Source organism: Curtobacterium sp. MCLR17_055 (genome assembly GCF_003234305.1).
Classification (GTDB): Bacteria; Actinomycetota; Actinomycetes; order Actinomycetales; family Microbacteriaceae; genus Curtobacterium; species Curtobacterium flaccumfaciens.
Genome location: NZ_QKSX01000017.1, coordinates 58,247 through 79,590, shown reverse-complemented (window position 1 = coordinate 79,590; position 21,344 = coordinate 58,247). Strand labels below are relative to the sequence as shown.

At 71.2% G+C, this 21,344-nt stretch carries 20 protein-coding genes and 1 tRNA gene; 8 read left to right on the top strand and 13 right to left on the bottom strand.

The window, feature by feature from the left end; translation table 11 throughout:
* Positions 1-42: 42 nt before the first annotated feature.
* The 6 genes from pheT to infC form a co-directional block, all read right to left on the bottom strand.
* Positions 43-2,535 (bottom strand): phenylalanine--tRNA ligase subunit beta, encoded by a 2,493-nt coding sequence (gene pheT / locus DEJ09_RS14685; RefSeq protein WP_111089072.1) that lies wholly within the window; start codon positions 2,533-2,535, stop codon positions 43-45.
* Positions 2,535-3,575, bottom strand: a complete 1,041-nt coding sequence (pheS, locus tag DEJ09_RS14680; protein WP_071405145.1) for a phenylalanine--tRNA ligase subunit alpha — start codon at positions 3,573-3,575, stop codon at positions 2,535-2,537. Before pheS ends, pheT begins: the two co-directional genes overlap by 1 nt.
* A gap of 96 nt (positions 3,576-3,671) precedes the next feature.
* On the bottom strand, positions 3,672-4,523 hold the full coding sequence (locus DEJ09_RS14675; protein WP_071405146.1) for an RNA methyltransferase: 852 nt from the start codon (positions 4,521-4,523) through the stop codon (positions 3,672-3,674).
* 65 nt (positions 4,524-4,588) lie between these two features.
* Positions 4,589-4,972: a 50S ribosomal protein L20 gene (gene rplT, locus DEJ09_RS14670; protein ID WP_017887975.1), complete on the bottom strand. Its 384-nt coding sequence runs from the start codon at positions 4,970-4,972 to the stop codon at positions 4,589-4,591.
* Positions 4,973-4,999: 27 nt separating this feature from the next.
* Entirely contained in the window at positions 5,000-5,194 is a 195-nt protein-coding gene (gene rpmI / locus DEJ09_RS14665) for a 50S ribosomal protein L35 (RefSeq protein WP_017887976.1), read from the bottom strand.
* Between the two features lie 60 nt (positions 5,195-5,254).
* Positions 5,255-5,929 (bottom strand): translation initiation factor IF-3, encoded by a 675-nt coding sequence (infC, locus tag DEJ09_RS14660; RefSeq protein WP_081827403.1) that lies wholly within the window; start codon positions 5,927-5,929, stop codon positions 5,255-5,257.
* A 314-nt stretch (positions 5,930-6,243) separates the two neighbouring features.
* Here infC and DEJ09_RS14655 point away from each other — a divergent pair, with 314 nt between their 5' ends.
* On the top strand, positions 6,244-6,594 hold the full coding sequence (locus DEJ09_RS14655; RefSeq protein WP_027466553.1) for a DUF1844 domain-containing protein: 351 nt from the start codon (positions 6,244-6,246) through the stop codon (positions 6,592-6,594).
* Between the two features lie 75 nt (positions 6,595-6,669).
* Here DEJ09_RS14655 and DEJ09_RS14650 read toward each other — a convergent pair whose 3' ends face one another.
* Complete coding sequence (locus DEJ09_RS14650; protein WP_258373920.1) at positions 6,670-7,983, bottom strand: phosphotransferase; 1,314 nt, start codon at positions 7,981-7,983, stop codon at positions 6,670-6,672.
* Between the two features lie 128 nt (positions 7,984-8,111).
* Between DEJ09_RS14650 and DEJ09_RS14645 the strand changes: the two genes are divergently transcribed.
* The 4 genes from DEJ09_RS14645 (at position 8,112) to DEJ09_RS14630 (ending at position 13,414) form a co-directional block, all read left to right on the top strand.
* Entirely contained in the window at positions 8,112-9,584 is a 1,473-nt protein-coding gene (locus tag DEJ09_RS14645; RefSeq protein WP_111089071.1) for a CHAD domain-containing protein, read from the top strand.
* 20 nt (positions 9,585-9,604) lie between these two features.
* Positions 9,605-10,060, top strand: a complete 456-nt coding sequence (locus DEJ09_RS14640) for a MaoC/PaaZ C-terminal domain-containing protein (RefSeq protein WP_111089070.1) — start codon at positions 9,605-9,607, stop codon at positions 10,058-10,060.
* A 90-nt stretch (positions 10,061-10,150) separates the two neighbouring features.
* Complete coding sequence (locus tag DEJ09_RS14635) at positions 10,151-12,043, top strand: glycoside hydrolase family 2 protein (RefSeq protein ID WP_111089069.1); 1,893 nt, start codon at positions 10,151-10,153, stop codon at positions 12,041-12,043.
* A gap of 150 nt (positions 12,044-12,193) precedes the next feature.
* The gene (locus DEJ09_RS14630; RefSeq protein WP_181433377.1) at positions 12,194-13,414 is read left to right on the top strand and encodes a hypothetical protein; all 1,221 of its coding nucleotides are present in this window, start codon (positions 12,194-12,196) and stop codon (positions 13,412-13,414) included.
* A 105-nt stretch (positions 13,415-13,519) separates the two neighbouring features.
* On the opposite strand, the gene DEJ09_RS14625 is transcribed toward DEJ09_RS14630, so the two are convergent.
* Entirely contained in the window at positions 13,520-14,578 is a 1,059-nt protein-coding gene (locus DEJ09_RS14625) for an amidase domain-containing protein (RefSeq protein ID WP_181433376.1), read from the bottom strand.
* A gap of 105 nt (positions 14,579-14,683) precedes the next feature.
* On the opposite strand from DEJ09_RS14625, the gene DEJ09_RS14620 reads away from it, so the two are divergent.
* The gene (locus DEJ09_RS14620) at positions 14,684-15,067 is read left to right on the top strand and encodes a hypothetical protein (protein WP_071405149.1); all 384 of its coding nucleotides are present in this window, start codon (positions 14,684-14,686) and stop codon (positions 15,065-15,067) included.
* Positions 15,068-15,223: 156 nt separating this feature from the next.
* Here DEJ09_RS14620 and DEJ09_RS14615 read toward each other — a convergent pair whose 3' ends face one another.
* From DEJ09_RS14615 to galU, 5 genes are all read right to left on the bottom strand, one after another.
* Positions 15,224-17,101 (bottom strand): hypothetical protein, encoded by a 1,878-nt coding sequence (locus tag DEJ09_RS14615; protein ID WP_111089067.1) that lies wholly within the window; start codon positions 17,099-17,101, stop codon positions 15,224-15,226.
* 197 nt (positions 17,102-17,298) lie between these two features.
* Positions 17,299-17,374, bottom strand: a tRNA-Ala gene (locus DEJ09_RS14610).
* A gap of 73 nt (positions 17,375-17,447) precedes the next feature.
* Positions 17,448-18,581, bottom strand: a complete 1,134-nt coding sequence (locus tag DEJ09_RS14605) for a hypothetical protein (RefSeq protein ID WP_111089066.1) — start codon at positions 18,579-18,581, stop codon at positions 17,448-17,450.
* Between the two features lie 118 nt (positions 18,582-18,699).
* Positions 18,700-19,359, bottom strand: a complete 660-nt coding sequence (locus DEJ09_RS14600) for a GNAT family N-acetyltransferase (RefSeq protein WP_111089065.1) — start codon at positions 19,357-19,359, stop codon at positions 18,700-18,702.
* Between the two features lie 87 nt (positions 19,360-19,446).
* Positions 19,447-20,337, bottom strand: coding sequence for a UTP--glucose-1-phosphate uridylyltransferase GalU (galU, locus tag DEJ09_RS14595; RefSeq protein ID WP_027466560.1), 891 nt, complete (start codon positions 20,335-20,337; stop codon positions 19,447-19,449).
* A gap of 114 nt (positions 20,338-20,451) precedes the next feature.
* On the opposite strand from galU, the gene DEJ09_RS14590 reads away from it, so the two are divergent.
* Both DEJ09_RS14590 and DEJ09_RS14585 read left to right on the top strand, forming a co-directional pair.
* The gene (locus tag DEJ09_RS14590; protein WP_111089064.1) at positions 20,452-21,036 is read left to right on the top strand and encodes a 5-formyltetrahydrofolate cyclo-ligase; all 585 of its coding nucleotides are present in this window, start codon (positions 20,452-20,454) and stop codon (positions 21,034-21,036) included.
* Position 21,037: 1 nt separating this feature from the next.
* Positions 21,038-21,313, top strand: coding sequence for an FmdB family zinc ribbon protein (locus DEJ09_RS14585; RefSeq protein ID WP_111089063.1), 276 nt, complete (start codon positions 21,038-21,040; stop codon positions 21,311-21,313).
* The last annotated feature ends 31 nt before the right edge of the window (positions 21,314-21,344 follow it).

Here is a 21,344-nt window from a genome sequence, read left to right as displayed (position 1 = left end):
AATCGGAGGCGGCGACCCCGGGCGGTGCTGATCCCGTGTGGGTCAGTCGCGCAGGGTCGCCCCGAATCGCTCGCCGGCACGTCGGACAGCGCCGTCACGGGCCTCGGTGGCCTCGGCAGCGGTCAGCGTGCGGTCCGTGGCACGGAAGCGCAGCGCGAACGTCAGGGACTTCTGTCCCTCGTCCACGCCGGAGCCCCGGTAGTCATCCACGAGCCGAGCATACTCCAACAGGTCTCCGGCGCCAGAGCGCACCGCATCCAGCACGTCGCCGGCCGGCACGTCGGCGTCGACGACGAGCGAGAGGTCCTGCGTGGCCGCCGGGTAGGAGACGATCGGCGCGACCGCGACGAGTTCCGGGGCCGCGGCGACCAGCGCGTCGAGGTCGAGCTCGACGACCGCCACCACCCGGGGCAGGACGGCGGCCTCGGCCAGTTCGGGCAGGAGCTCACCGGCGACGCCCACGACCGTGCCGTCGACGAGCAGCGACGCGGCCCGGCCCGGGTGGAGGGACGGGTGGGTCGTCTGCGCGACGGTGAGTTCCACACCGACGGCCCAGGCGACCTGGCGGGCAGCGTCGATCGCGTCGGCGATGCCGAACGGTTCCGCCGTGGTGCCGGGCTGCTTGACGACCCGGTGGCCGGTGAGCAGCGCGGCGACGTGGAAGGGCTGGGCGGGCAGCGAGGCGTCCAGCGCCTCGAGCGTCGCACGGTCGGGCCGGGCGGCGCCCGCCGGGACCTCGTCGGTGCCGAGCGTCACGCCCGTCACTGGCAGGAACACCCGGGACGTCTCGTAGAGCGCGACGTCGACGAGCCCGCGCGACACGTTGCGACGGGCAGCGTCGACCAGGGCCGGAACGCCGCTCCGGCGCAGGAGGTTCTGCTCGCTGTCCAGGGCGTTCGCGAGCACGACGCTCGGTCCGCCCTGCGGGTCGATCCCCGGGTAGGCGTCCTGCGTGGCCGCCGACACGAACGGTGCCGTGACGACCTCGGTCAGGCCCGCCGCGGCCAGCGCCGAGGCGACCCGACGACGAGCCTGCTGGTGCCGGGTCAGGCCCCGACCGGGCGGAGCGACCGGCAGCACGCTGGGGATCCGGTCGTAGCCGACGATGCGCGCGACCTCTTCGACGAGGGTGGTGTCGTCGGTCAGGTCGGGACGCCAGGTGGGCGGAGTGACCGCGAGCTGCTCACCGTCGGCCTCGACCGTGGCGCCGATCGCACGGAGCGTGTCGATGACCTCGGCGTCGGTGTAGTCGACGCCGACGAGCTCGGACGGACGCGAGAGCCGCATCGTCACGGTCGCCCGCGGCTCGGTGTCGACGAGCGTGGACCCGAGGGCGTCAGCGGTGCCGCCGGCGAGCTCGACGAGGAGCTCGACGGCACGGTTCGCCGCGGCCTCGGCCACCTGCGGGTCGACCCCGCGCTCGAAGCGACGGGATGCCTCGCTGGGGAGCTTGTGGCGACGAGCTGTGCGGGCGATGGAGACCTGGTCGAACCCGGCGGCCTCGATCAGGACGTCGGTGGTGCTCGCCGAGATCTCGGTGCGGGCTCCGCCCATGACGCCGGCGAGGCCGACGGGACCGTCGTCGTCGGTGATGACGAGGTCTTCGGGGTCGAGCTTCCGGACCGTGCCGTCGAGGGTCTCGAGCGTCTCGCCAGCGGTCGCCCGACGCACGCCGAGGCCGCCCGCGATGGTCTGCAGGTCGTAGCCGTGCAGCGGCTGGCCGAGCTCGAACATGACGTAGTTCGTGATGTCGACGGGCAGGGAGATCGAGCGCACCCCGGCCAGCGACAGACGCGACACCATCCAGGAGGGTGTCTTCGCTGCCGGGTCGATCCCGCGCACGACGCGCGTGACGAACGTGGAGGCGCCGACCCGACCCCGGACCGGAGCCTGGTCGTCGATCGTGACCCGGAAGCCCTCGGCCGCACGCGGCGCGACGCGGTCGACGGGGTCGTGGAAGCTGGCTCCGGTGGCGTGCGCGTACTCACGCGCGACCCCGCGCATGCTCAGGACGTAGCCGCGGTCCGGCGTGACGTTGATCTCGACCGCGGCGTCGTCGAGGCCGAGGAGCGCGATGGCGTCGGCACCGACGGTGGGGTCCATGCCGAGGTCGGCGAAGCGCAGGATGCCGTCGTGCTCTTCGCCCAGCCCGAGCTCGCGGGCCGAGGCGATCATGCCGTCGGACACGTGCCCGTAGGTCTTGCGGGCGGCGATCGGGAACGGCCCCGGCAGGACTGCGCCGGGCAGCGTGACGACGACGAGGTCGCCGACGTCGAAGTTGTGCGCGCCGCAGACGATGCCGCGAGGCTCGGCTTCGCCGACGTCCACCTGGCACCAGTTGATGGTCTTGCCGTTCTTCTGCGGCTCGGGGACGCGCTCGAGGACCCGACCGACCACGATGGGGCCGGTCAGGTCGAAGGTGTGGACGTCCTCTTCCTCGAAGCCGACCGACACGAGCGCCGCGTGGACGTGCTCGAGGGTGACGTCCTCGGGGAGGTCGACGGACTCACCGAGCCAACGGAGTGGGACGCGCATCAGACCACCGTTCCGAACTGCTGCGAGAAGCGGATGTCGCCCTCGAGGAAGTCACGCATGTCGTTCAGGCCGTTGCGGAACTGCAGTGTCCGCTCGATGCCCATGCCGAACGCGAAGCCCTGGTACTCGTCGGGATCGATGCCGGCGGCACGCAGGACGTTGGGGTTCACCATGCCGCAGCCACCCCACTCGACCCACCGCGCGCCACCCTTGGCGTTCGGCTGCCAGACGTCCATCTCGGCGCTGGGCTCGGTGAACGGGAAGTAGTTCGGGCGGAGCCGGATCTGCGCCTCGGCGCCGAACATCTGCCGGGCGAAGTGCTCGAGCGTGCCGCGCAGGTGCGCCATCGTCAGGCCCTTGTCGATCGCGATGCCCTCGACCTGGGTGAAGACCGGCAGGTGCGTGGCGTCGAGCTCGTCGGCACGGTAGACGCGACCCGGCGCGATGACGTACAGCGGGAGGTCGCGCGACAGCAGCGACCGCACCTGCACCGGCGAGGTGTGGGTGCGCATGACCAGGTGCCGGTCGACGGGCTCGACGAAGATGGTGTCCGCCATGGCCCGGGCCGGGTGGTCCTGGTCGAAGTTCAGGGCGTCGAAGTTGAACCACTCGTGCTCGAGCTCGGGGCCTTCTGCCACTTCCCACCCCATGCCGACGAAGATGTCGGCGACGGCTTCGTTCAGCAGCGAGAGCGGGTGGCGGGAGCCGGTGGCGCGGTGGACCGGCAACGCGGTGACGTCGACGCGCTCGGCTTCGAGCCGTGCGTGTTCCTCGGCCACCGCGAGGACGGATTCCTGCTCGGCGATCGCCGCGTTCACCCGCCCACGGGCCTGCCCGACGAGCTTGCCCGCCGCGGCCTTCTGCTCCGGCGGCACACTGCGCATCGATGCGTTCATCCGCGCCAACGGTGACTGCTCACCGGTGTGCTCGGCCCTGGCCTGCTTCAGTTCGGCGACCGTCGTCGTGGCACGGACGGCGGCGAGGGCCGCGTCCACCGCGTCGGCGACGGCCGATTCGCTGATCTCGAGAGGTTCTGACACGAGACCCAAGCCTACCGGCCGTCGGGATACCACCCACCTGCACCGAGCGGACGGTGGATGACCGACGCCGACGACCGGCCTGGGGAGGGAGGAGCGTCAGCTCCGGAGCGCGAAGGCCGACTCGTACAGGCACACCGACGCGGCCGTGGCGAGGTTCATCGACTCCGCCTGCCCGTAGATCGGCACCTTGACGGCCCGGTCGACGAGCGCCAGGTCGTCGGCGGTGAGTCCGCGGGCCTCGTTGCCGAAGACCCACGCGGTCGGACCGTCGAGCATCCCCTCAGCGCGGACCACCGGCAGGTCGTCGCCCGAGACGTCCGCCGCGAGCACCGTGTAGCCGAGGGCCTTCGCCCGCTCGATCGTGTCGGCCAGGGTCACGCCGACGGACACCGGGACGTGGAACAGGGACCCGGTCGTCGACCGGACGACCTTCGGGTTGTACGGGTCGACCGAGCGTCCGGTCAGCACCACCGCGTCGGCGCCGGCCGCGTCGGCGGCCCGGATGATCGTGCCGGCGTTCCCCGGGTCCCGCACCTCTTCGAGGATGGCGACCAGTCCGGGCAACGCGGCCTGCTCGTCGGACGCATCACGGGCCTCCCGGTCGGCGGCGGCCGCAGCGCGGTCCGGGAAGACGTCCTTCACCGACGTCGGGAACTGCTGGCACACCGCCACCACGCCCTGCGGGGTGACCGTGTCGGCCATCGCGTCGAGCACCTGCTCGGTCACGAACCAGGTGTCCACCGGCGCGTCGTCCAGCCCGTAGCGGGCTGCGGCGGTCGGCGTCACGTAGAGCTCGCGCAGGAGCTCCGGGGCGTACTCCAGCGCTTCGCGGACGGCTTGGGGCCCTTCCAGCAGGAACAGGCCGGTCTCGGCCCGGACGTCCTTCTTGGCCAGGGCCGCAACGGCCTTCACGCGTCCGGCACGGGGGTTCTCGAGGAGATCGCTCACGACCCAAGTCTAGGAACGACGAAACCCCCGCCGTGCGGCGGGGGTTTCGCGAGCAGAAGAACTGACTACGCAGCCTTCGGGGCCGAGGTGTCGGCCGGGAGGGCCTTCTTCGCGGTCTCGACGAGCGCGGTGAAGGTCTCGGGGTTGTTCACCGCGAGGTCGGCGAGGATGCGACGGTCGACCTCGACGCCGGCCAGGTTGAGACCCTGGATGAGGCGGTTGTAGGTCAGGCCGTTCGCACGGGACGCAGCGTTGATGCGCTGGATCCACAGGCGACGGAACTCGCCCTTCTTCGCGTGACGGTCGCGGTACGCGTAGACGAGGGAGTGGGTGACCTGCTCCTTGGCCTTGCGGTACAGGCGCGAACGCTGGCCGCGGTAGCCCTCGGCGCGTTCGAGGATGACGCGGCGCTTCTTGGCGGCGTTGACCGCTCTCTTTACTCGTGCCATTGCACTATTCCTTTACGATCCGGGGGCTCAGTGGCCGAGGAGCTTCTTGACGTTCTTCGCGTCACCCTTGGAGAGGACCTGGTCCTCGTTCAGGCGGGCCTTGCGCTTGGAGCTCTTGACCTCGAGGTTGTGACGCATACCGGCCTGCTGCTTCATGATCTTGCCGGTACCGGTGACCTTGAAGCGCTTCTTCGACCCGGAGTGGGTCTTCTGCTTGGGCATGGTGGTGCCTTTCCGTGGGATGGATGGGGGGCCGCGTCGTTGCGGGTTCGGTCCGGGGACCTATTCGGCCGCGGCGTCCGTGGATTCCGCAGCTGCCTCGGACGTGGAACCGGCCTCGGCCTCGTCCTTGCCCTTCGCGGCGTGCTCGGTGGCACGACGCTCGGCCTTCTGTGCAGCACGCTTGGCGTTCTGCTCGCCCTTGACGTCGGACTTGTTCTTGAGCGGGGCGATGATCATCGTCATGTTGCGACCGTCCTGGGTCGGACGCGACTCGACGACACCGAACTCGGCGATCTCTTCCGCGAACTTCTGGAGGAGACGGACACCCTGCTCCGGACGCGACTGCTCGCGGCCACGGAAGAGGATCATCGCCTTCACCTTGTCGCCGCCGAGGAGGAACCCCTCGGCGCGCTTGCGCTTCGTCTCGTAGTCGTGCACGTCGATCTTCAGGCGGAAACGGACCTCTTTCAGGTCCGTGTTCACCTGGTTGCGACGGGCTTCCTTGGCCTTCTGAGCGGCCTCGTACTTGAACTTGCCGTAGTCCATGATCTTGGCCACGGGCGGCTTCGAGTTCGGCGCGACCTCGACCAGATCCAGTTCGGCTTCTTGCGCGAGACGCAGTGCCATGGCGATCGGGACAACGCCGACCTGCTCACCCTGCGGACCGACGAGTCGGACTTCGGGAACGCGGATTCGGTCGTTGGTACGGGGATCGGTGATGCGGAGCTCCTTCAATCAGGTGGTGGCCGTCCGGGGCGTTTGCCCTGGACGACAGCACGAGAGAGGAGATCTGACGCACGGGATGTCGACCCGTTCGGCAGCCGCCCTGCATCGGATCCGTGGGATCCGACCGACGGGTGCAACACGTGCACTCGCGGAGCGGTGGTGACCCGGTAGCCTGGTGGAACGCGGCCGCGGGTGGGAGAGACTCCTCTTTCGTGACACCGTCCGGGTGTTGTCGAGGATCTTGATCTCAGGAGAACTGATGTCAAGGGAACTGACGGCACACGGACAGCATCTGCCGCGAGCAAGCCTAGCAGAGGAGCACCGTGAGCGACACCCCGATCGACGACACCGGCATCGACGCCGCCAGGGACATCGCGGAGGTGCCGGCGGTCGAACTCATCAACACCGTTGCGGTGCACCTGCTCAGTGCCGCGGCCGTCAAGGTCGGCCTGGCAGACGACCCGCAGGAACAGACCGACCTGGACGAGGCGCGGAAGCTCATCACCGCGCTGGCCGGCCTCGTCACCGCAGCCGCGACCGAGATCGGCGACCACCACGCACGTCCGCTCCGCGACGGACTCCGGTCGCTGCAGCTCGCCTTCCGCGAGGCGTCGGCGATCCCGGACCCGATCGGTGCCGGACCAGGCGAGAAGTACACGGGTCCCGTCAACTAGACGACGTCACCCGGAGACGGACGGGAGGCCCGTGGCGGTGTCGCCACGGGCCTCCCGTCCGTTCGTGGGTCGCGGTCAGGACCCGCTGTCGCCGACCAGGCGCGCGACGGCCGCGAGCGGGATGCCGACCCAGTCGGGTCGGTTGCGGGTCTCGTAGACGACCTCGTAGACCGCCTTGTCGAGTTCGAAGGCGTCGAGCAGCGCGCCGTGGGCGGTGAGGTCCGCGCCGGTGCCCCGCTGGTAGCCCTCGAGGAAGCGTGCCCGCGCCTCGGCCGCCCAGGCGGCCGCGTCGACCGGTTCGGCGTCGTGCGCCAGCGCACCCGCGACGTAGTCGAACGATCGGAGCATGCCCGCGACGTCGCGCAGGGTGACGTCCGGCAGCGAGCGTTCGTCGAGGGGGCGGAGCGGCTCGCCCTCGAAGTCCAGGAAGACCCACCCGCGGGGGTCCGGTGCCGACAGGACCTGTCCGAGGTGCAGGTCACCGTGGATGCGCTGCAGGTCCGGCCACGTCGCGTCGGCGGCACGGGCGTAGACCGCGCGGATGGCGTCGACGTGGTCGGCGACGGCCGGGGCCTCGCGGGCGGCGGTGTCGAGTCGGGCGTGCATCGTCGCGACGGCGGCGTCCCGTCGGGGCGCGTCGGCCGGTTCCGTCGGCAGCGCTCCGGCGAGGGTGCGGTGCACGTCGGCGAGCGCGGTGCCGAGCTGCTCGGCGCGGTCACCGAACGGCGTGCCGGCCTGCGCCTCCTGCAGGGCGACGCGCCAGGCGTCGTCGAGCCCGGGCAGGAACTCCTGGGCGAAGGCGAGGTGCCCCGTCGCCGTGCCGTCCGGGCGTCCGACGTCGGGCCAGTCGGCGCGGAGGGCGCCGTAGACCCGCGGCACGCGCGTGCTGCCCGCCGCCGTGAGCGCGAGCTGCGTGGTCACGTCGGGGTTGTCGCCGTGGTGCAGCACGCGGAAGACCTTGATGATGACGCGGTCGCCGGACTCAGTGTCGCAGATGACCGACGTGTTGGACTGCTCACCCGTCAGGACGCGGGCGGCGGTGACCAGGCCGATCGGGCTGAGGCTGTCCGGTGCCGCGTCGATGCGTGCGGCGAGTGCCGACACCCACGCGAGGTCGGTGGTGGCATCGACGACCGTGCCGTCGGGGTCGCTGGTGATCGGCGACTGGTAGAGGACGGGGACCGTGGGTGCCTCGTCGAGCACCAGCCGGGTCCCGTCGTCGGTCGAGATCGTCCGGAGGTGTGGCACGGACCCCTTGGAGGCGTACCAGCGGCGGTCGGCGATCCAGGACTCGAGGTCGCGGTCGCTCGGCGTGCTGGTGTCGGGGGCGCTGGTGTCTGCGCTCGTGTCTGCGCGGGTGTCGGGGGCGCTGGGTGCTCCGTCGCTCATGCAGCGGAACCTACGCGCCGGGGCCTGGCGAGGTGCCGAGTCCCCCACAGGACGGGCCGGGGAGCGCTCCGTCCACAGAACCCCGCTGCCCCCGGTCTGACACGGGTGCGTCGGACGACACTTGCGGCATGCCCCGATCCGCTGCTGCTCCTCCCCCCGCCGCTGACGCTGCACGTGCGCTCCCCGACCCCCGCCGGACCTGGCGGATCCTCGACGACCGCAGGCTCCCCGCACTCGAGCCGTTCGCCGCCGACGTCCGCCGTCACGAAGCGGTGACGGTGCGCGAGACGGTGTGGGACTCCGACGACCGGGTGCTCGCCGCCGAGGGTGTCGTGCTCACACGCTCGCCGGACGGCACCTGGACGATCGACCGGGGTGCCCACGGGGTCGGCCCGGAACCGCTCGACGGCGCGTTCGACGATCCCCCACGGGACGCGGTCGAGGTGTTCCTGCGTGGTCGTCCGCTGCGCACCGTCCTGGTCCGTGACACCACCACGACGCTCGTGACCCTCCGCGGCAGGGACGGCCGGGTGCGGGCCGAGGTCGCCGACGTGCGCGTGGACGACGGCGACCCGGACACCACCGTGCTGCGGTCATCGCGGTGGTGGGCCCTGACAGATGACGGACGCGACGGTGCAACGGCACGAGCGACCGAACGAGCGCTGCACGACGCGGCGACGGACCCGGTGGACGTTTCGTCGGTACCGCTCCCCCGGGGCCCGGAGCCGGCGCCGGAACGCCGACGCGGCCGAGCGAAGCGCCCCCGGCCGGACACCGCCGCCGGGCTCGTCCTCCGGGTGCTCGATGCCCTGCGGCGCGACCTCGTCGCGGCGGACCCCCGGGTACGAGCTGACGAGCCCGAGTCCGTGCACGACCTGCGGAAGGTGCTGCGCCGCCTGCGGAGCGTGCTCGCGGCGTTCCGCGGCGCGCTCGACCGCCAGGCGACCGAGGACCTCCGTGCCGCCCTGGCCGAGACCGCATGGATCGCCGGGACCGCTCGCGACGCCGAGGTGCTGCACGCCGGCCTGTCCCGGTCGGCCACACACGCCCCCGACGGGTACGTGGACACCGAGACCCTGGACCGCATCGGCGCCGAGACCGCGGAACGTCGCAGCGTCGCCGCTGCTGAACTCCGGCGAGCGCTGCGCTCCGACGCCTGGTTCCGAACACTCGAGGCCCTCGACGACCTGCTGCTCCGGGCACCGGCCGGCCCGCACGCGGACGACGACGCGGCCACGTTCGCCGCCCGGCGCATCCGGCACGAGCGGGTACGCGTCGGTCGGCTGCTGGGTGAACCCAGCGATGACCTCGACACCCTGCACGAGGTCCGGAAGGCCGCGCGCCGGTTGCGCTACGCCCTGCAGGCGGCCGGTGACGTGCCCGACGTCGGGAAGCGCCGGCTCGGTCGACTGCGACGGGTGCAGGAGACCCTCGGCGAGACGCTCGACGCCGCACACGCCGCCGATGCGTACCGACGGCTGGCAGCCGTGGCAGCGCAGCACGGCGAGGACACGTTCGGGTACGGCGTCCTGGCGACGACCGAGCAGAGGGCCAGCACGCAGGGCTTGCACCGATCGCGGAAGCTGCTCGCGCGGCTCTGACCGGGTGCGAGAATCGGGCCGTGCCGCACTACTTCGAGGACCTCGCTGCTGGACAGACCTTCACCACGCCGGGACGCACCATCACCGAGGCGGACGTGGTGTCGTTCGCCTCGTGGACGAACGACAACAACCAGGTGCACACGGACGTCGAGTTCGCGGGGAAGACCCGGTACGGGCAGCGGATCGTGCACGGGTTGCTCGGCACCTCGCTGTGCCTCGGGCTCATCGCGCGCACGGGCGTCTTCGAGGGGTCCGCGGTGGCACTGCTCGGGATCGACCAGTGGCGGTTCACCGAGCCCGTGTTCATCGGCGACACCGTGACCTGCACCGTCGAGGTCCTCGGCACCCGGCTGACGAGCTCGGGAACGACCGGGATCGTCGAACGAGCGGTGGCCCTGCGGAACCAGCACGGCGTGGTCGCCCAGCAGGGACGGATGGACGTCATGGTGCTCACGCGCGACGCCGCGATCGGCTGAGCGACCGCTCGACGAGCGTCCCGCGGAACCTCTTCCGCGCAATCCCGACTCGCTCTTTACAACGATGTACCAGCACGGGAGCATGGACGCATGAGCACGCTCGACGGCATCGTGGCCGCACCTGACTCCGCTTCCGCCCCCGGCCTCCCCCTCGCTTCGCGGCAGGACGGCACGTACCCCCGGCCGCAGATGCTCCGCACCGCCTGGGCCGACCTCGACGGCACGTGGTCGTTCCGGAACGACGGCGACGACGACGCCTGGCGCACCGGCTTCACCGACGCCCGGGACATCGTCGTCCCGTTCCCGCCCGAGTCCCCGGCGTCGGGCATCGACGAGCCCGGGTTCCACCCCGTGGTCTGGTACTCCCGTGCGATCACCCGCTCCGAGCTCGACGCCGCCGGGTTCGGCACCGGCGCGCCCCGGCTCGTGCTGCACTTCGGCGCCGTCGACCACCGTGCCCGCGTCTGGATCGACGGGCAGTTCATCGGTGGACACGAGGGCGGCCACACCCCGTTCTCCTTCGACGTCACGGAAGCGCTGGCCGCCGACCCCGACGCCGTGCACACCCTGGTGGTCCGCGCCGAAGACGACCCGCACGACCTGACCCAGCCGCGCGGCAAGCAGGACTGGCACGAGGACCCGCACGCGATCTGGTACCGCCGGACCACCGGGATCTGGCAGACGGTCTGGCTCGAGGCCGTGCCGACCGCCTCGATCGCGTCCCTGCGCTGGACGAACGTCGACCACGCGACCATGCGCCTGACCGTCCGGCTCGACGGTCACCGCACCGGCGGCGAGCGCCTGCGCGTCGAGGCCCGCTGGGACGACCGCGACGAGCACCTCGCCACGATCGAGACCACCGTCGGCGAGACCGGGGACGAGTTCGACGTGGTCGTGCCGATCGCGCGGCAGACGAACGGGCAGGCCGAGGACGAGCTGCACTGGACGCCGGACACGCCCCGGCTGATCGACGCCACGGTCACGCTGCTGCCGCGCTCCGGCAACGGCAACGGCAACGGCACGACGGTGGGCACGGGCGCGCTCGACGCCGTCGCCAGCTACTTCGGGATCCGGACGGTCGGGGTCGACGGCGGCGCGTTCCTGCTCAACGGCCGACGCCACGACGTCCGCAGTGTCCTGAACCAGGGCTACTGGCCCGAGTCGCACATCGCCTCCCCGTCCCGCCAGGCACTCCGCCGCGAGGTCGAACTCATCAAGGAGCTCGGTTTCAACGCGGCCCGCAACCACCAGAAGGTCGAGGACCCGCGGTTCCTGTACTGGGCCGACCGACTCGGACTCATGGTGTGGGGCGAGGCCCCCGGCGCCTACGCGTTCTCCCCCCGCGCCGTGCAGCGTCTGATGCGTGAGTGGATGGACGCTGTCGAGCGTGACGCCTCGCACCCGTCGATCGTCACGTGGGTGCCCGCCAACGAGAGCTGGGGTGTGCAGCACATCGCCACCGACCCGGCCCAGCAGGCCTACGCCCGGGCCCTCGCCGACGTCACGCGGGCGTTGGACCCGACGCGTCCGGTGATCTCCAACGACGGGTGGGAGCACACGAACTCCGACATCGTCACGATCCACGACTACGAGGGCGACGGACCCCGGCTCGCGGCCACCTACGCGGACGAGACCGCACGGACCCGACTCCTCGGTGGGATCGGCCCGGCGGACCGCCGCATCCTGGTCGGCGGCGCCGAGGACCTCGGCCAGCCGGTCATGCTCACCGAGTTCGGCGGCGTGAACTACCAGCCGAGCGTCCAGCGCGAGGACGGCTGGGGCTACACGTCGGCCACTGACGGCGACGACTGGGTCGCCCGCATCACCGCGCTGTACGACGCGATCCGCGCGAGCTCGTTCCTCGCCGGGTCCTGCTACACGCAGCTCACCGACACCATGCAGGAGACGAACGGTCTGCTCAACGCAGACCGCTCCCCGAAGGTCCCGATCGAGCAGATCCGTCGTGCGGTCACGGGGCGCTAGCCGGGAGGCCCGCACTTCGTGAGCAGGAATGGTCGGGTCCGGCAGGCGGACCCGACCATTCCTGCTCACGATGCACACGGGTTGCCTCGCGCCGGGCGGGTGGCGGCCCGCGATGCGGGGCGCGGCCTGCGATCTGGGAGGATCGGGCGGGTGACGAGCGTGGCGGAAGCGAGCCGGGCCTCCAGGCGGGGGTTCCGCAGCCTGCTGACCGGACGGCGCAGCGCCTGGACCGCACCGCTGCTGATCTGGGCGGGCTCGCGGGTGGTCAGCACGGTGCTGCTGGCGACCGTGTACCTGCTGGCGACCGCGAACGGCTGGCCGTTCGCCTCGTACCGGCAGGATCCCTCGTTCTTCACGTTCTCGGGCTCGTGGGACGCCTCGTTCTACCGGACCATCGCCGAGCACGGCTACCCGGCGACGCTGCCGGTCGACGACTCCGGGCACGTCCTGCCGAACGCGTGGGCGTTCCTGCCGGTGTTCCCCGCGGTGGTGCGGATCGTGATGACGCTGACCGGCGCCTCGTTCTGGGTCGCCGGGGTCGTGGTGGCGTCGATCGCCGGAGCGGGCGCCTGCGTGCTGCTGTACCGGCTGGTGCTCGCCGTCGGCTGCTCGCACCGGGCCCGCTGGGCGACGGCCCTGTTCGCGTTCGCGCCGACTGGGTTCCTGCTGCAGGTCGCCTACGCGGAGAGCCTGCTGCTCGTGCTGCTGTTCGGCGCGCTGCTGGCGCTTGTGCGGCGACGGTACTGGCTGATCGCGCCGCTCGGTGTCGTGGCGGCGTTCACGAAGCCCGGGGTCCTCGCGCTGGCGCTGGCACTGGCCGTGCACCTGGTCGTGCGGTGGGTGGCCTGGCGCCGGCAGCAGGACGCGTTCCCGTGGCGGGACCGGATCGCGATCGTGGTGACCGGCCTGGTCGTCGCGGCTGCGGGACTTGCGTGGCCCGTCATCGCGACGGCCGTGACGGGGCGGCCGAACGCGTACCTGGACACCGAGCTGTCGTGGTGGGTGGGGTTCGTCGGGCGGCAGCACTTCGCGCCGCTGACACCGTGGTTCACGATGGCGTCGACGTGGCTCGGGCCGCTCGGCATCGTGCTCGTCGTGGTGGTGCTCGCCGGCGCCGTGTGGTTCTTCTCACGCAGGAGCACCAGGGCACTGGGCCCCGACGTGCTCGCGTTCACGGCGTCCTACGGGCTGTACCTGGTGGCGGTGTTCCTGCCGCAGCAGTCGTTGCCGCGGTTGCTCATGCCGATGGCACCGTTGCTCGGATCGGACGTCTTCGTGGGGACACGGCGGCGGACGGTGGCGTGGCTGGTCGTCGGGGTGTGCCTGCAGCCGGTCGCGATCGTGCTGCTGTGGTTCCTCGGGTACCCGTGAGCGGTACTGTCCGTCGGCGCTGCAAGACACCGGTGTTCGCCGATTGAACACGCGCAGACCGCGGTGCGACGCGCGAACACCGGTGTCTTGCGGGCCGCGTCAGCGCTACGCGTCGAACGTGTGGAACCAGGCCGATCCACCGGGGTGCTGCACCGTGATCATCTCGTCGAGGTCGCGGTAGGGGCCGTCCTGGTTGTGGCTCGCCGACTTGATGCGGATGGTGCCGTCGGACTCGGTGAAGACCTCGGACACGATGGTCGTGTGGTCCGGTGAGCCGTTGGCGTTCCAGTCGAAGAACACGATGTCGCCGACCTGCACCTTGTCGCGCTCGTCCGACGAACGCCGGGTGAGCCCGAACTCCGCCGCGTTGGTCTCGAGCCACGGGTCCATCGTCGGGCAGTAGGTCCACGTCGCACTGTGCTCGGCACCGGCCGCGCGGTTGTACCAGTCGGACCGCTGCTCCCACCCGCGGGCGATGAGCGTCTGGCTGACGTAGTTCGCGCAGTCGCCGCCGATCGGGTTCATCGTGCCGTACTCGGCGAGGTTGTAGTCCTTCCAGTACCGCATCGCGTAGGCGAGCTGCCGGTCGACGTCGGTCAGTGCGGCGTAGGCCAGGGTGGTCGCGGCGACCGCGCTGCCCGCAGCGGGCGTCGCGGCGGCGGTCGGGGTCGGCGTGGTCGTCGCGGTGTCCTGGGTGGCGCCGCTCTGCCCGTCGTTCGCGGCGCTGCCGTTGCCGTCAGAGGACTGGTTCGCCGACGCGGTGGGCTCGATCACCGAGGTGAAGAGCGCGACGTCGGCGTCACCGGCGGTGTACATCGCCTGGTGCGGGGCCGTGAAGGTCACCTTCGACGCGGTCGCCGTGACGTCGCGCGCAGCGACACCGCCGACGGTGACGCCCTTGACGGCGGCGAGTCCGGTCCCCGTCACGGTGATCGTGACGCCACCGGCGAGCGGGACCTGCGCTGGAGTGACGGCCTTCGCGACGGGCTTCGCCGTCGGGGTGGACGATGCGTCCGCACCCCCGGAGCTCCCGCGCCCGCCGCCCGAACCCTTGCCCGAGTCGCCGCCCTTGTCGCTGCCGGAGGAGCACGCCGCGACGGCGAGCCCGATCCCGGCGACGCCGGCGAGGGACAGGAGTGCGCGGCGGTTCATCGAGGCAGTCATGACACGACCAGCGTAAGCGACACCTCCGTCGTTCCGACACGGCATGATCGTCTTCGGGGGCGAGCGTCCTCCGTGTCCCAGCGGACCCGTTCGGAAGGAACACACATGCCCGAGAGCCACGACTTCTTCGTCGCCACCGACCCCGAGACCGCCCGTGCCCAGGTGCGTGAGGCGCTGTCCCGCGAGGGCTACACCGTCGACGACGCCGAGCAGGGGGCACTCCGTGCGACCCGCGGCAGCCTCGGCCTGACGCTCCTCATCGGCGGCATGGCGAACGACCGCACGTTCCACACCCGCCTCGACGTGCAGATCATGATCGCCCCGGACGGCCGCACGGTCGCCCGACTGCTGCGCGGCTCGGGCAAGTCCGCGATCAAGGGTGGAGCGCTCGGCATCTCGCGCGGCAACCGGGCCTTCGAGCAGGCCGCGAACGCGATCCACACCACCTTCGCGCAGTCCGGCGTGCTGACGGAGAGCATCGCCGGCTGACACGTCGACGGCGGGGACGGGTCCGACGCGACCCACAGACGGACGGGAGGCCCGGTGCCAGCTGGCACCGGGCCTCCCGCCCGTCTGCGACTCGCGCTCGCCGTCATGATGCGCGCCGATCCGCTCGCGAACCGTCGCAGGTCGCGTGCCCCTGCGTCAGCTGCAGGACCAGTCGCGGTCGATCGCGGTCGAGCCGAACGGCGTGACGTACTGCGTCATCCTGATGGGTCCACCGAGCAGACGAGCGCCGGAGCAGGCCGCCTGAGCCTGGTCGAGTCGGGCTGCACCGAGCGCGATCCAGCTCGGCAGCGGCCGGAGCGGACTCGATGCCGGGACGGTCCCCATGATCTTGTTGAACTGGTACGAGGTCGAGTAGACCCCGATCTGGGTCACTCCCGCGTCCTGCAGGGCCTTCGTCATGCCCTCGAGCGCCGCACGGTTCTGCCCGGCGTCCGAGGTGACGTACGACAGCCCGGTCTCGACGTCGAGCCACCAGCGGTACTGACCAGGATTGGTGACTCCGCGGGTGTTGGCTGCTTCGTAGGCGCGGGCGTACCCGTACATGTACGAGCACGCTGCCGTCGTCTTCCAGGTCGACTGCGCGCCGGACTGCGGTGTGCAGGTGCCGTACGCCGTGGGCACAGCGACTGTCTGGCCGTTCGGCGCGAGGTTCGACGTCGGCCACACCGAGGCTGCCCGTGCCCCGGGGTTCGTGAAGAGCGAGTAGACCTGCGTCGTCGGCTGGGCGGTGCCGCCGGCGGAGGCCTCGGCCCAGCCGAGCTGCTGTTGCAAGCAGGGGTTCGTCGTGTTGGCCCGTTCACCGTTCACCCCGACGATCCCGAACGACTGGTCAGTGGGGACGGTCTTGCCGCACTGCGGCCAGGAGATGTCCACGCCGGTCCCCGAACCCGTCGATCCATCGAGGAAGTACCCCACGACGTCGACGTAGACCGTCGCAGTCCCGCCGGACACCTTCGCCTGCACCTGCCCTCCGGCTGCGAGCGGCGCGATCAAGGCGTTCCCGATCGTCTGCCCCTTGGCGTAGACCTGCGTCGGCACGCTCGAGGCCAGCCCCGCACCGACGACGCGGAGTGATCCCCCGGTGCTTCCCTTGCCGACCTTCGCGTTGATGACCGCAGCGGTCGCATTGCGCGGGACACCTGCGGTGCCGGCGACGGTGACCTTCTTCGCGGTGGTCCCGGCAGCGACGGTCGCAGCTCGGACCGGGTGCGCGGGGACGAAGACCGAACCGTCGGCGTTCGGCGCGTAGTACCCGACCACGTCGGCGAGCACCCGTGCGGATCCGGAGGAGACTCGCGCTTGCACGGCGCCGCCGGAGAGCCTGACCGTGGTCGTGTTGGCGACGGTGATGCCCTTCTCGTACATCAACGAGACGACCCCGGCGTTGTTGCCGGACGGGGTGATCCGCAGCCGACCACTCGTTGCGGGGCGGGAGACGTCGGTCTGGAGCACCACTGCGGTGGCGTTCGCCGGGACACCCGCCTTCCCCGCGACCACGATCTTCTTCGCCGCGGTGGACACCGTCCCGTTCAGCACGTTCGTCGGCGGCAGCGGCGTGTACGTGGAACCGGAAGTACTCGTGCCGTACCACCCCGCAACGTCGAGCGAAACGGTGGCCTTGCCCGCGGACACCTTCACCTGGGCCTTGCCCGAGGTGAGGCCGACCGTGGTCGTGCCGGAGATCGGCTGCCCCAGGCGGAAGTTCTGGATCGCGGGGCTCGCCGTGCTGCCGGCAGGGGCAACACTGACGTACCCGGCGGCGCTCGGCGCGTTCACCGTCGCGGTGAGCACGACAGCCGTGGCCGAAGCGGGGATGCCGTTCCTGCCGCCGAGGGTGACCGTCGTCGCGGTGCTCGTCGCGGTGCCGGACCAGGCTCGTGCCGGTGCGACGGGGGTGAACCGGCCGGTCGTCGGGGCCGCTGCCGATGCCGGCGCGACCGGCCCGACGACGGCGAGCCCGGCGGCGACGGCGAGCACCGTGCCGATCGATGCGATGGCGGTCCTGAAGCGCACGTGTTCCCCCGTTTCCCGCGCCGGTCGGCGCACGGGGAGTCTAGGGCGGTGCGTTGGACAACACACCACCCCTGTCCGTGAACTGTGTCGAACGATCCACCTGACTCGGTCTGTGGAGGACGATCCCCTCGACACGTCCGCCAACGACAGAACGGCCCGGAACCTGTGGGTTCCGGGCCGTTCTCGTGGTTGCTACCTGGTGGAGCTAAGGGGATTCGAACCCCTGACCTTCTCATTGCGAACGAGACGCGCTACCAACTGCGCCATAGCCCCAAGTGCTCGACCACAATAGCACCCTCGTTCGGCCCAGCCGAAATCGCAGGTGGCCCGTCGGGCGTGCCGCGGGTCAGACCGCGCGGCGCCGTCGCATGATCGCGTCGAGGTCGGCCTGCTGGTAGGCGTCGTCGTCGAGGACACCCATGCCGGCCCACTTGCTCGGCGGCCCGGCGGGCTCGTCGGCGGGAGCAGGAGCGCCGGGAGCAGGAGCTCCGGGAGCAGGAGCGCCAGGAGCAACGCCGGCCGACGCAGCAGGGGCGGCGGGGGCCCGGAGCCCGAGCCGTTCGGCCAGACGCCCCTGGTCGTGCGCGGACAGCGACGCCGCAGCCTCTTCGAGTTCGGGTCGCATCCGCGACACCCGCGCCAGCGACGGGTCGGACTCCCCGGCGCGGATCGCGGCCGCTTCGGCCTCGGCTTCCGCCTTGGCCGCGGCGACGCGCTCCTTCAGCCGGGCAGCGAGTTCCGCCGACGATTCGGGCGACGCGGCCGGAGCGGCCGGCCGCTCCACGTAGAGGGGCTTCGGAACGTGGTTCGGGGTCCAGGAGCGGTCTGCTGCAGGCTCGGCAGGCTGCTCGGTCGACAGGGGCGGCGCCGGGTCCGTCCATGCGGTGGCCGGCCGGGAGGCGCGGGTCGCGCCCGTCTCGGCGGCCGCGAGACGCTGCTTCCGCGCCGTCGCCACCTGGTGCAGCTGGGCCAGGACCGCTGCGGACCCACCGGCGGCGACGATTCCGGCGACACCGACGAGCCAGAGCGACGGTGCCGCGACGAAGACCACGAGGGCGATGACGACGCCGAGCGTGCCGAACAGAGTTGCCCCGAGCCGGGACCGGCGCATGCGCATCGCGGTCAGGGCCGGCACGGCGGACGCCCGCTCGAGCACCGGGGCCTGCTCGGCCAGGCGGCGGGTGATCTCGCGCTGCCGAGCGGCTTCGTGGGCCCGGACGATGGCGGTGCGCTTGGCCTCTTCGGACCGGGCGACGCGCTGCGCCTGGGCGAGGGACTTCGCGTTCATCTCGATGCGGACCTCGTCCGGCAGCTCGGCGGTCTGCGCGAGGATCCGGAGGGTCTGCTGCAGCCGGATGGCGTTCCGCTCGGTGGCCAGGTACTGGCGGCGGGCGGCCCACGACGGCATCAGGTAGACGAGCCAGAGGACGGCCGCGACGAGCAGGACGATGCCACCACCCCACGAGCCGATTCCTGCCATGCGAACACGGTAGGGGCGGCGGTTCCCGCGCCGCGTCATTGCCGGACGCGTGTTGCGCGTGTCGGGGCGGAATCCGTGGGAGGCGACCCGCGCCTCCAGGCCCGTCAGACGTGGGACGTCAGATGCGGGGCGTCGTGTCCAGCGGCATCGCCGCCTCGTCGCGTGCGGCGAGCGGCACGGCCCCCACGCCGGACGGCACCTGCCCCTGGACCCAGCGCTCGAGGACGCCCCCGCGGACCTCTTCGGCCACCAGCGCGAAGCAGAAGTGGTCGCGCCAGTCCCCGTTGATGTGGATGTACCGGCGACGGAGTCCCTCGTACCGGAAGCCGAGCTTCTCGACGACGCGCAGGCTCGGGGCGTTCTCCGGCCGGATGCAGATCTCGATCCGGTGCACGCCGAGCGAGCGGAAGCAGTGGTCGACGGCGAGGGCGACGGAGATCGGCGTCACGTTGTGGCCGGCGGCGTCCTCGACGACCCAGTAGCCGATGGAGGCGCTCGCGAGCGAGCCGTAGGAGATGCCGGAGACGTTGAGCTGCCCGACGAAACGGCCGTCGAGTTCCATCGCGAACGGGAGTCCGAGTCCCGCGCGGGCGTTGGCCTGGAGCGCGCGGATGCTGCCCCGGACGTCGGTGGAGACGTGTCCGGAGGGGTTCGTGGCCTCCCAGGTGCGGAGCCACGAACGGTTCGTCGCGAGTGCCGCGTCGAGGTCGCGGGTGTCGCGGAGCCGGAGGGGCCGGATGGTGACCCGCCCGTGGGACAGGGTCGGGATCGTCGTCATCGCTGGGTTCCTCCGGGGTCCCGCCCCGGTGCGGGACGGGGTGTCCCGCCCGGGTCCGTGATCACCGGACCCGAGCGGGATGGCCGACTATTCGCCCGCGTTGAACTCCTTCAGCCACGACTTGAGGTCGGGGCCGAGGTCATCGCGGTCCGAGGCGAGCTGCACGATCGCCTTGATGTAGTCGAGTTTGTCACCCGTGTCGTACCGGCGTCCACGGAACACGACGCCGTACACGCCGCCGGTCCACTCTTCGGCGCTCGCCATCTTCATGAGCGCGTCGGTCAGCTGGATCTCGCCGCCCTTGCCCGGCTCCTGCTTCTCGAGGACGTCGAAGACCTCGGGACGGATGACGTAGCGGCCGATGATGGCCAGGTTCGAGGGCGCTTCGCCCTGCGGGGGCTTCTCGACGAGGCCGGTGATCTTCACCACGTCGTCGGTGTCGGTCGGCTCGACCGTGGCGATGCCGTACAGGTGGGTCTGCGACTCGGGGACCTCGAGCAGGGCCACGATGGTGGCGTTCTTCTCGCCCTGGACCTCGATCATGCGCTGGAGCAGCGGGTCACGAGCGTCGATGATGTCGTCACCGAGGAGCACGGCGAACGGCTCACGGCCGACGTGCATCTTCGCGCGGAGCACCGCGTGGCCGAGGCCGAGCGGGTCACCCTGTCGCACGTAGTGCATGTCGGCGAGGTCCGTCGACTGGTTCACCTTCTGCAGCTTCTCGTGGTCGCCCTTCTTGCGGAGGGTCTCCTCGAGCTCCGACACGTGGTCGAAGTGGTTCTCGAGCGCGTTCTTGTTGCGCCCGGTGATCATCAGCACGTCGGTCAGCCCGGCACCGACAGCCTCTTCCACCACGTACTGGATGGCCGGCTTGTCGACGACGGGGAGCATCTCCTTCGGCATCGCCTTGGTCGCGGGGAGGAAGCGGGTGCCCAGCCCTGCGGCCGGGATCACCGCCTTCGAAATCTGGAAGCCCATGCTCAGACCGTATCCGATCCCCCTTTCGAGGGCATGTCGTCGCTCCGGGGGACACGGGACCCCGCGTGTTCCCGGCGGGAAGCCGCAACCGTGCCCCTCGGTAGACTCCTGCGCATGATCGCCGATCTCGGGAACGAGAAGCGCGCCCTGCGAGCCGAACTCCGGCAGCGGCGGCGCACCCGGACCACGACCGAACGCGACGCGGACACCGAGACCCTGACCGCGACCCTGCAGCGCTTCGTCGAGGAACGCCAGGTGGCGTCCCTCGCCCTGTACCTGTCCGCACCGGACGAGCCGAACGTCCGGCCGTTCCTGAACTGGGCGTTCGGGCAGGGCATCCGCGTGCTGCTGCCGATCACCCGCGAGGACGGGCTGCTCGACTGGGCCGTCGGCGACGGCGAGAGCGAGACCGAGAGCCTGCTCGGCCTGCCCGAGGTCGTCGGCGAGGTCCTGTCCCCGCTCGCGATCAACGACGTCGACGCGATCCTCGCCCCGGCGGCGGCGGTCGGGCACGACGGTGTCCGCATGGGCTGGGGGCGCGGCTACTACGACAAGACCCTCGGGTCCATGGCGAACCGTCCGCCCGTCTATGCTGTGATCTTCGACGCGGAGTACCTCGACGAGGTCCCGCGCGAACCCCACGACGAACCCGTTGACGGCATCATCACGCCGTCGCGCATCATCACGTTCCGGAGCTGACGTGCCCACCTACTCGTACCGTTGCACCGAGTGCGACAACGCGTTCGACATCAAGCAGTCCTTCTCCGACGCCACCCTGACGGAGTGCCCGGTCTGCGGCGGCGTCCTGCGCAAGGTGTTCTCCCCGGTCGGCGTGACCTTCAACGGCGGCGGCTTCTACCGCACCGACTCGCGCCCGGCCCCGAAGTCCGAGGGCTCGTCGAGCGCGCCGGCGAAGTCCGAGCCGGCGAAGAAGGCCGAGTCGAAGCCCAGCGGCTCGAAGCCCGCCGCGTCCTGACGCGGTCTTCGCTCTCCGGATAGGTTGGGGC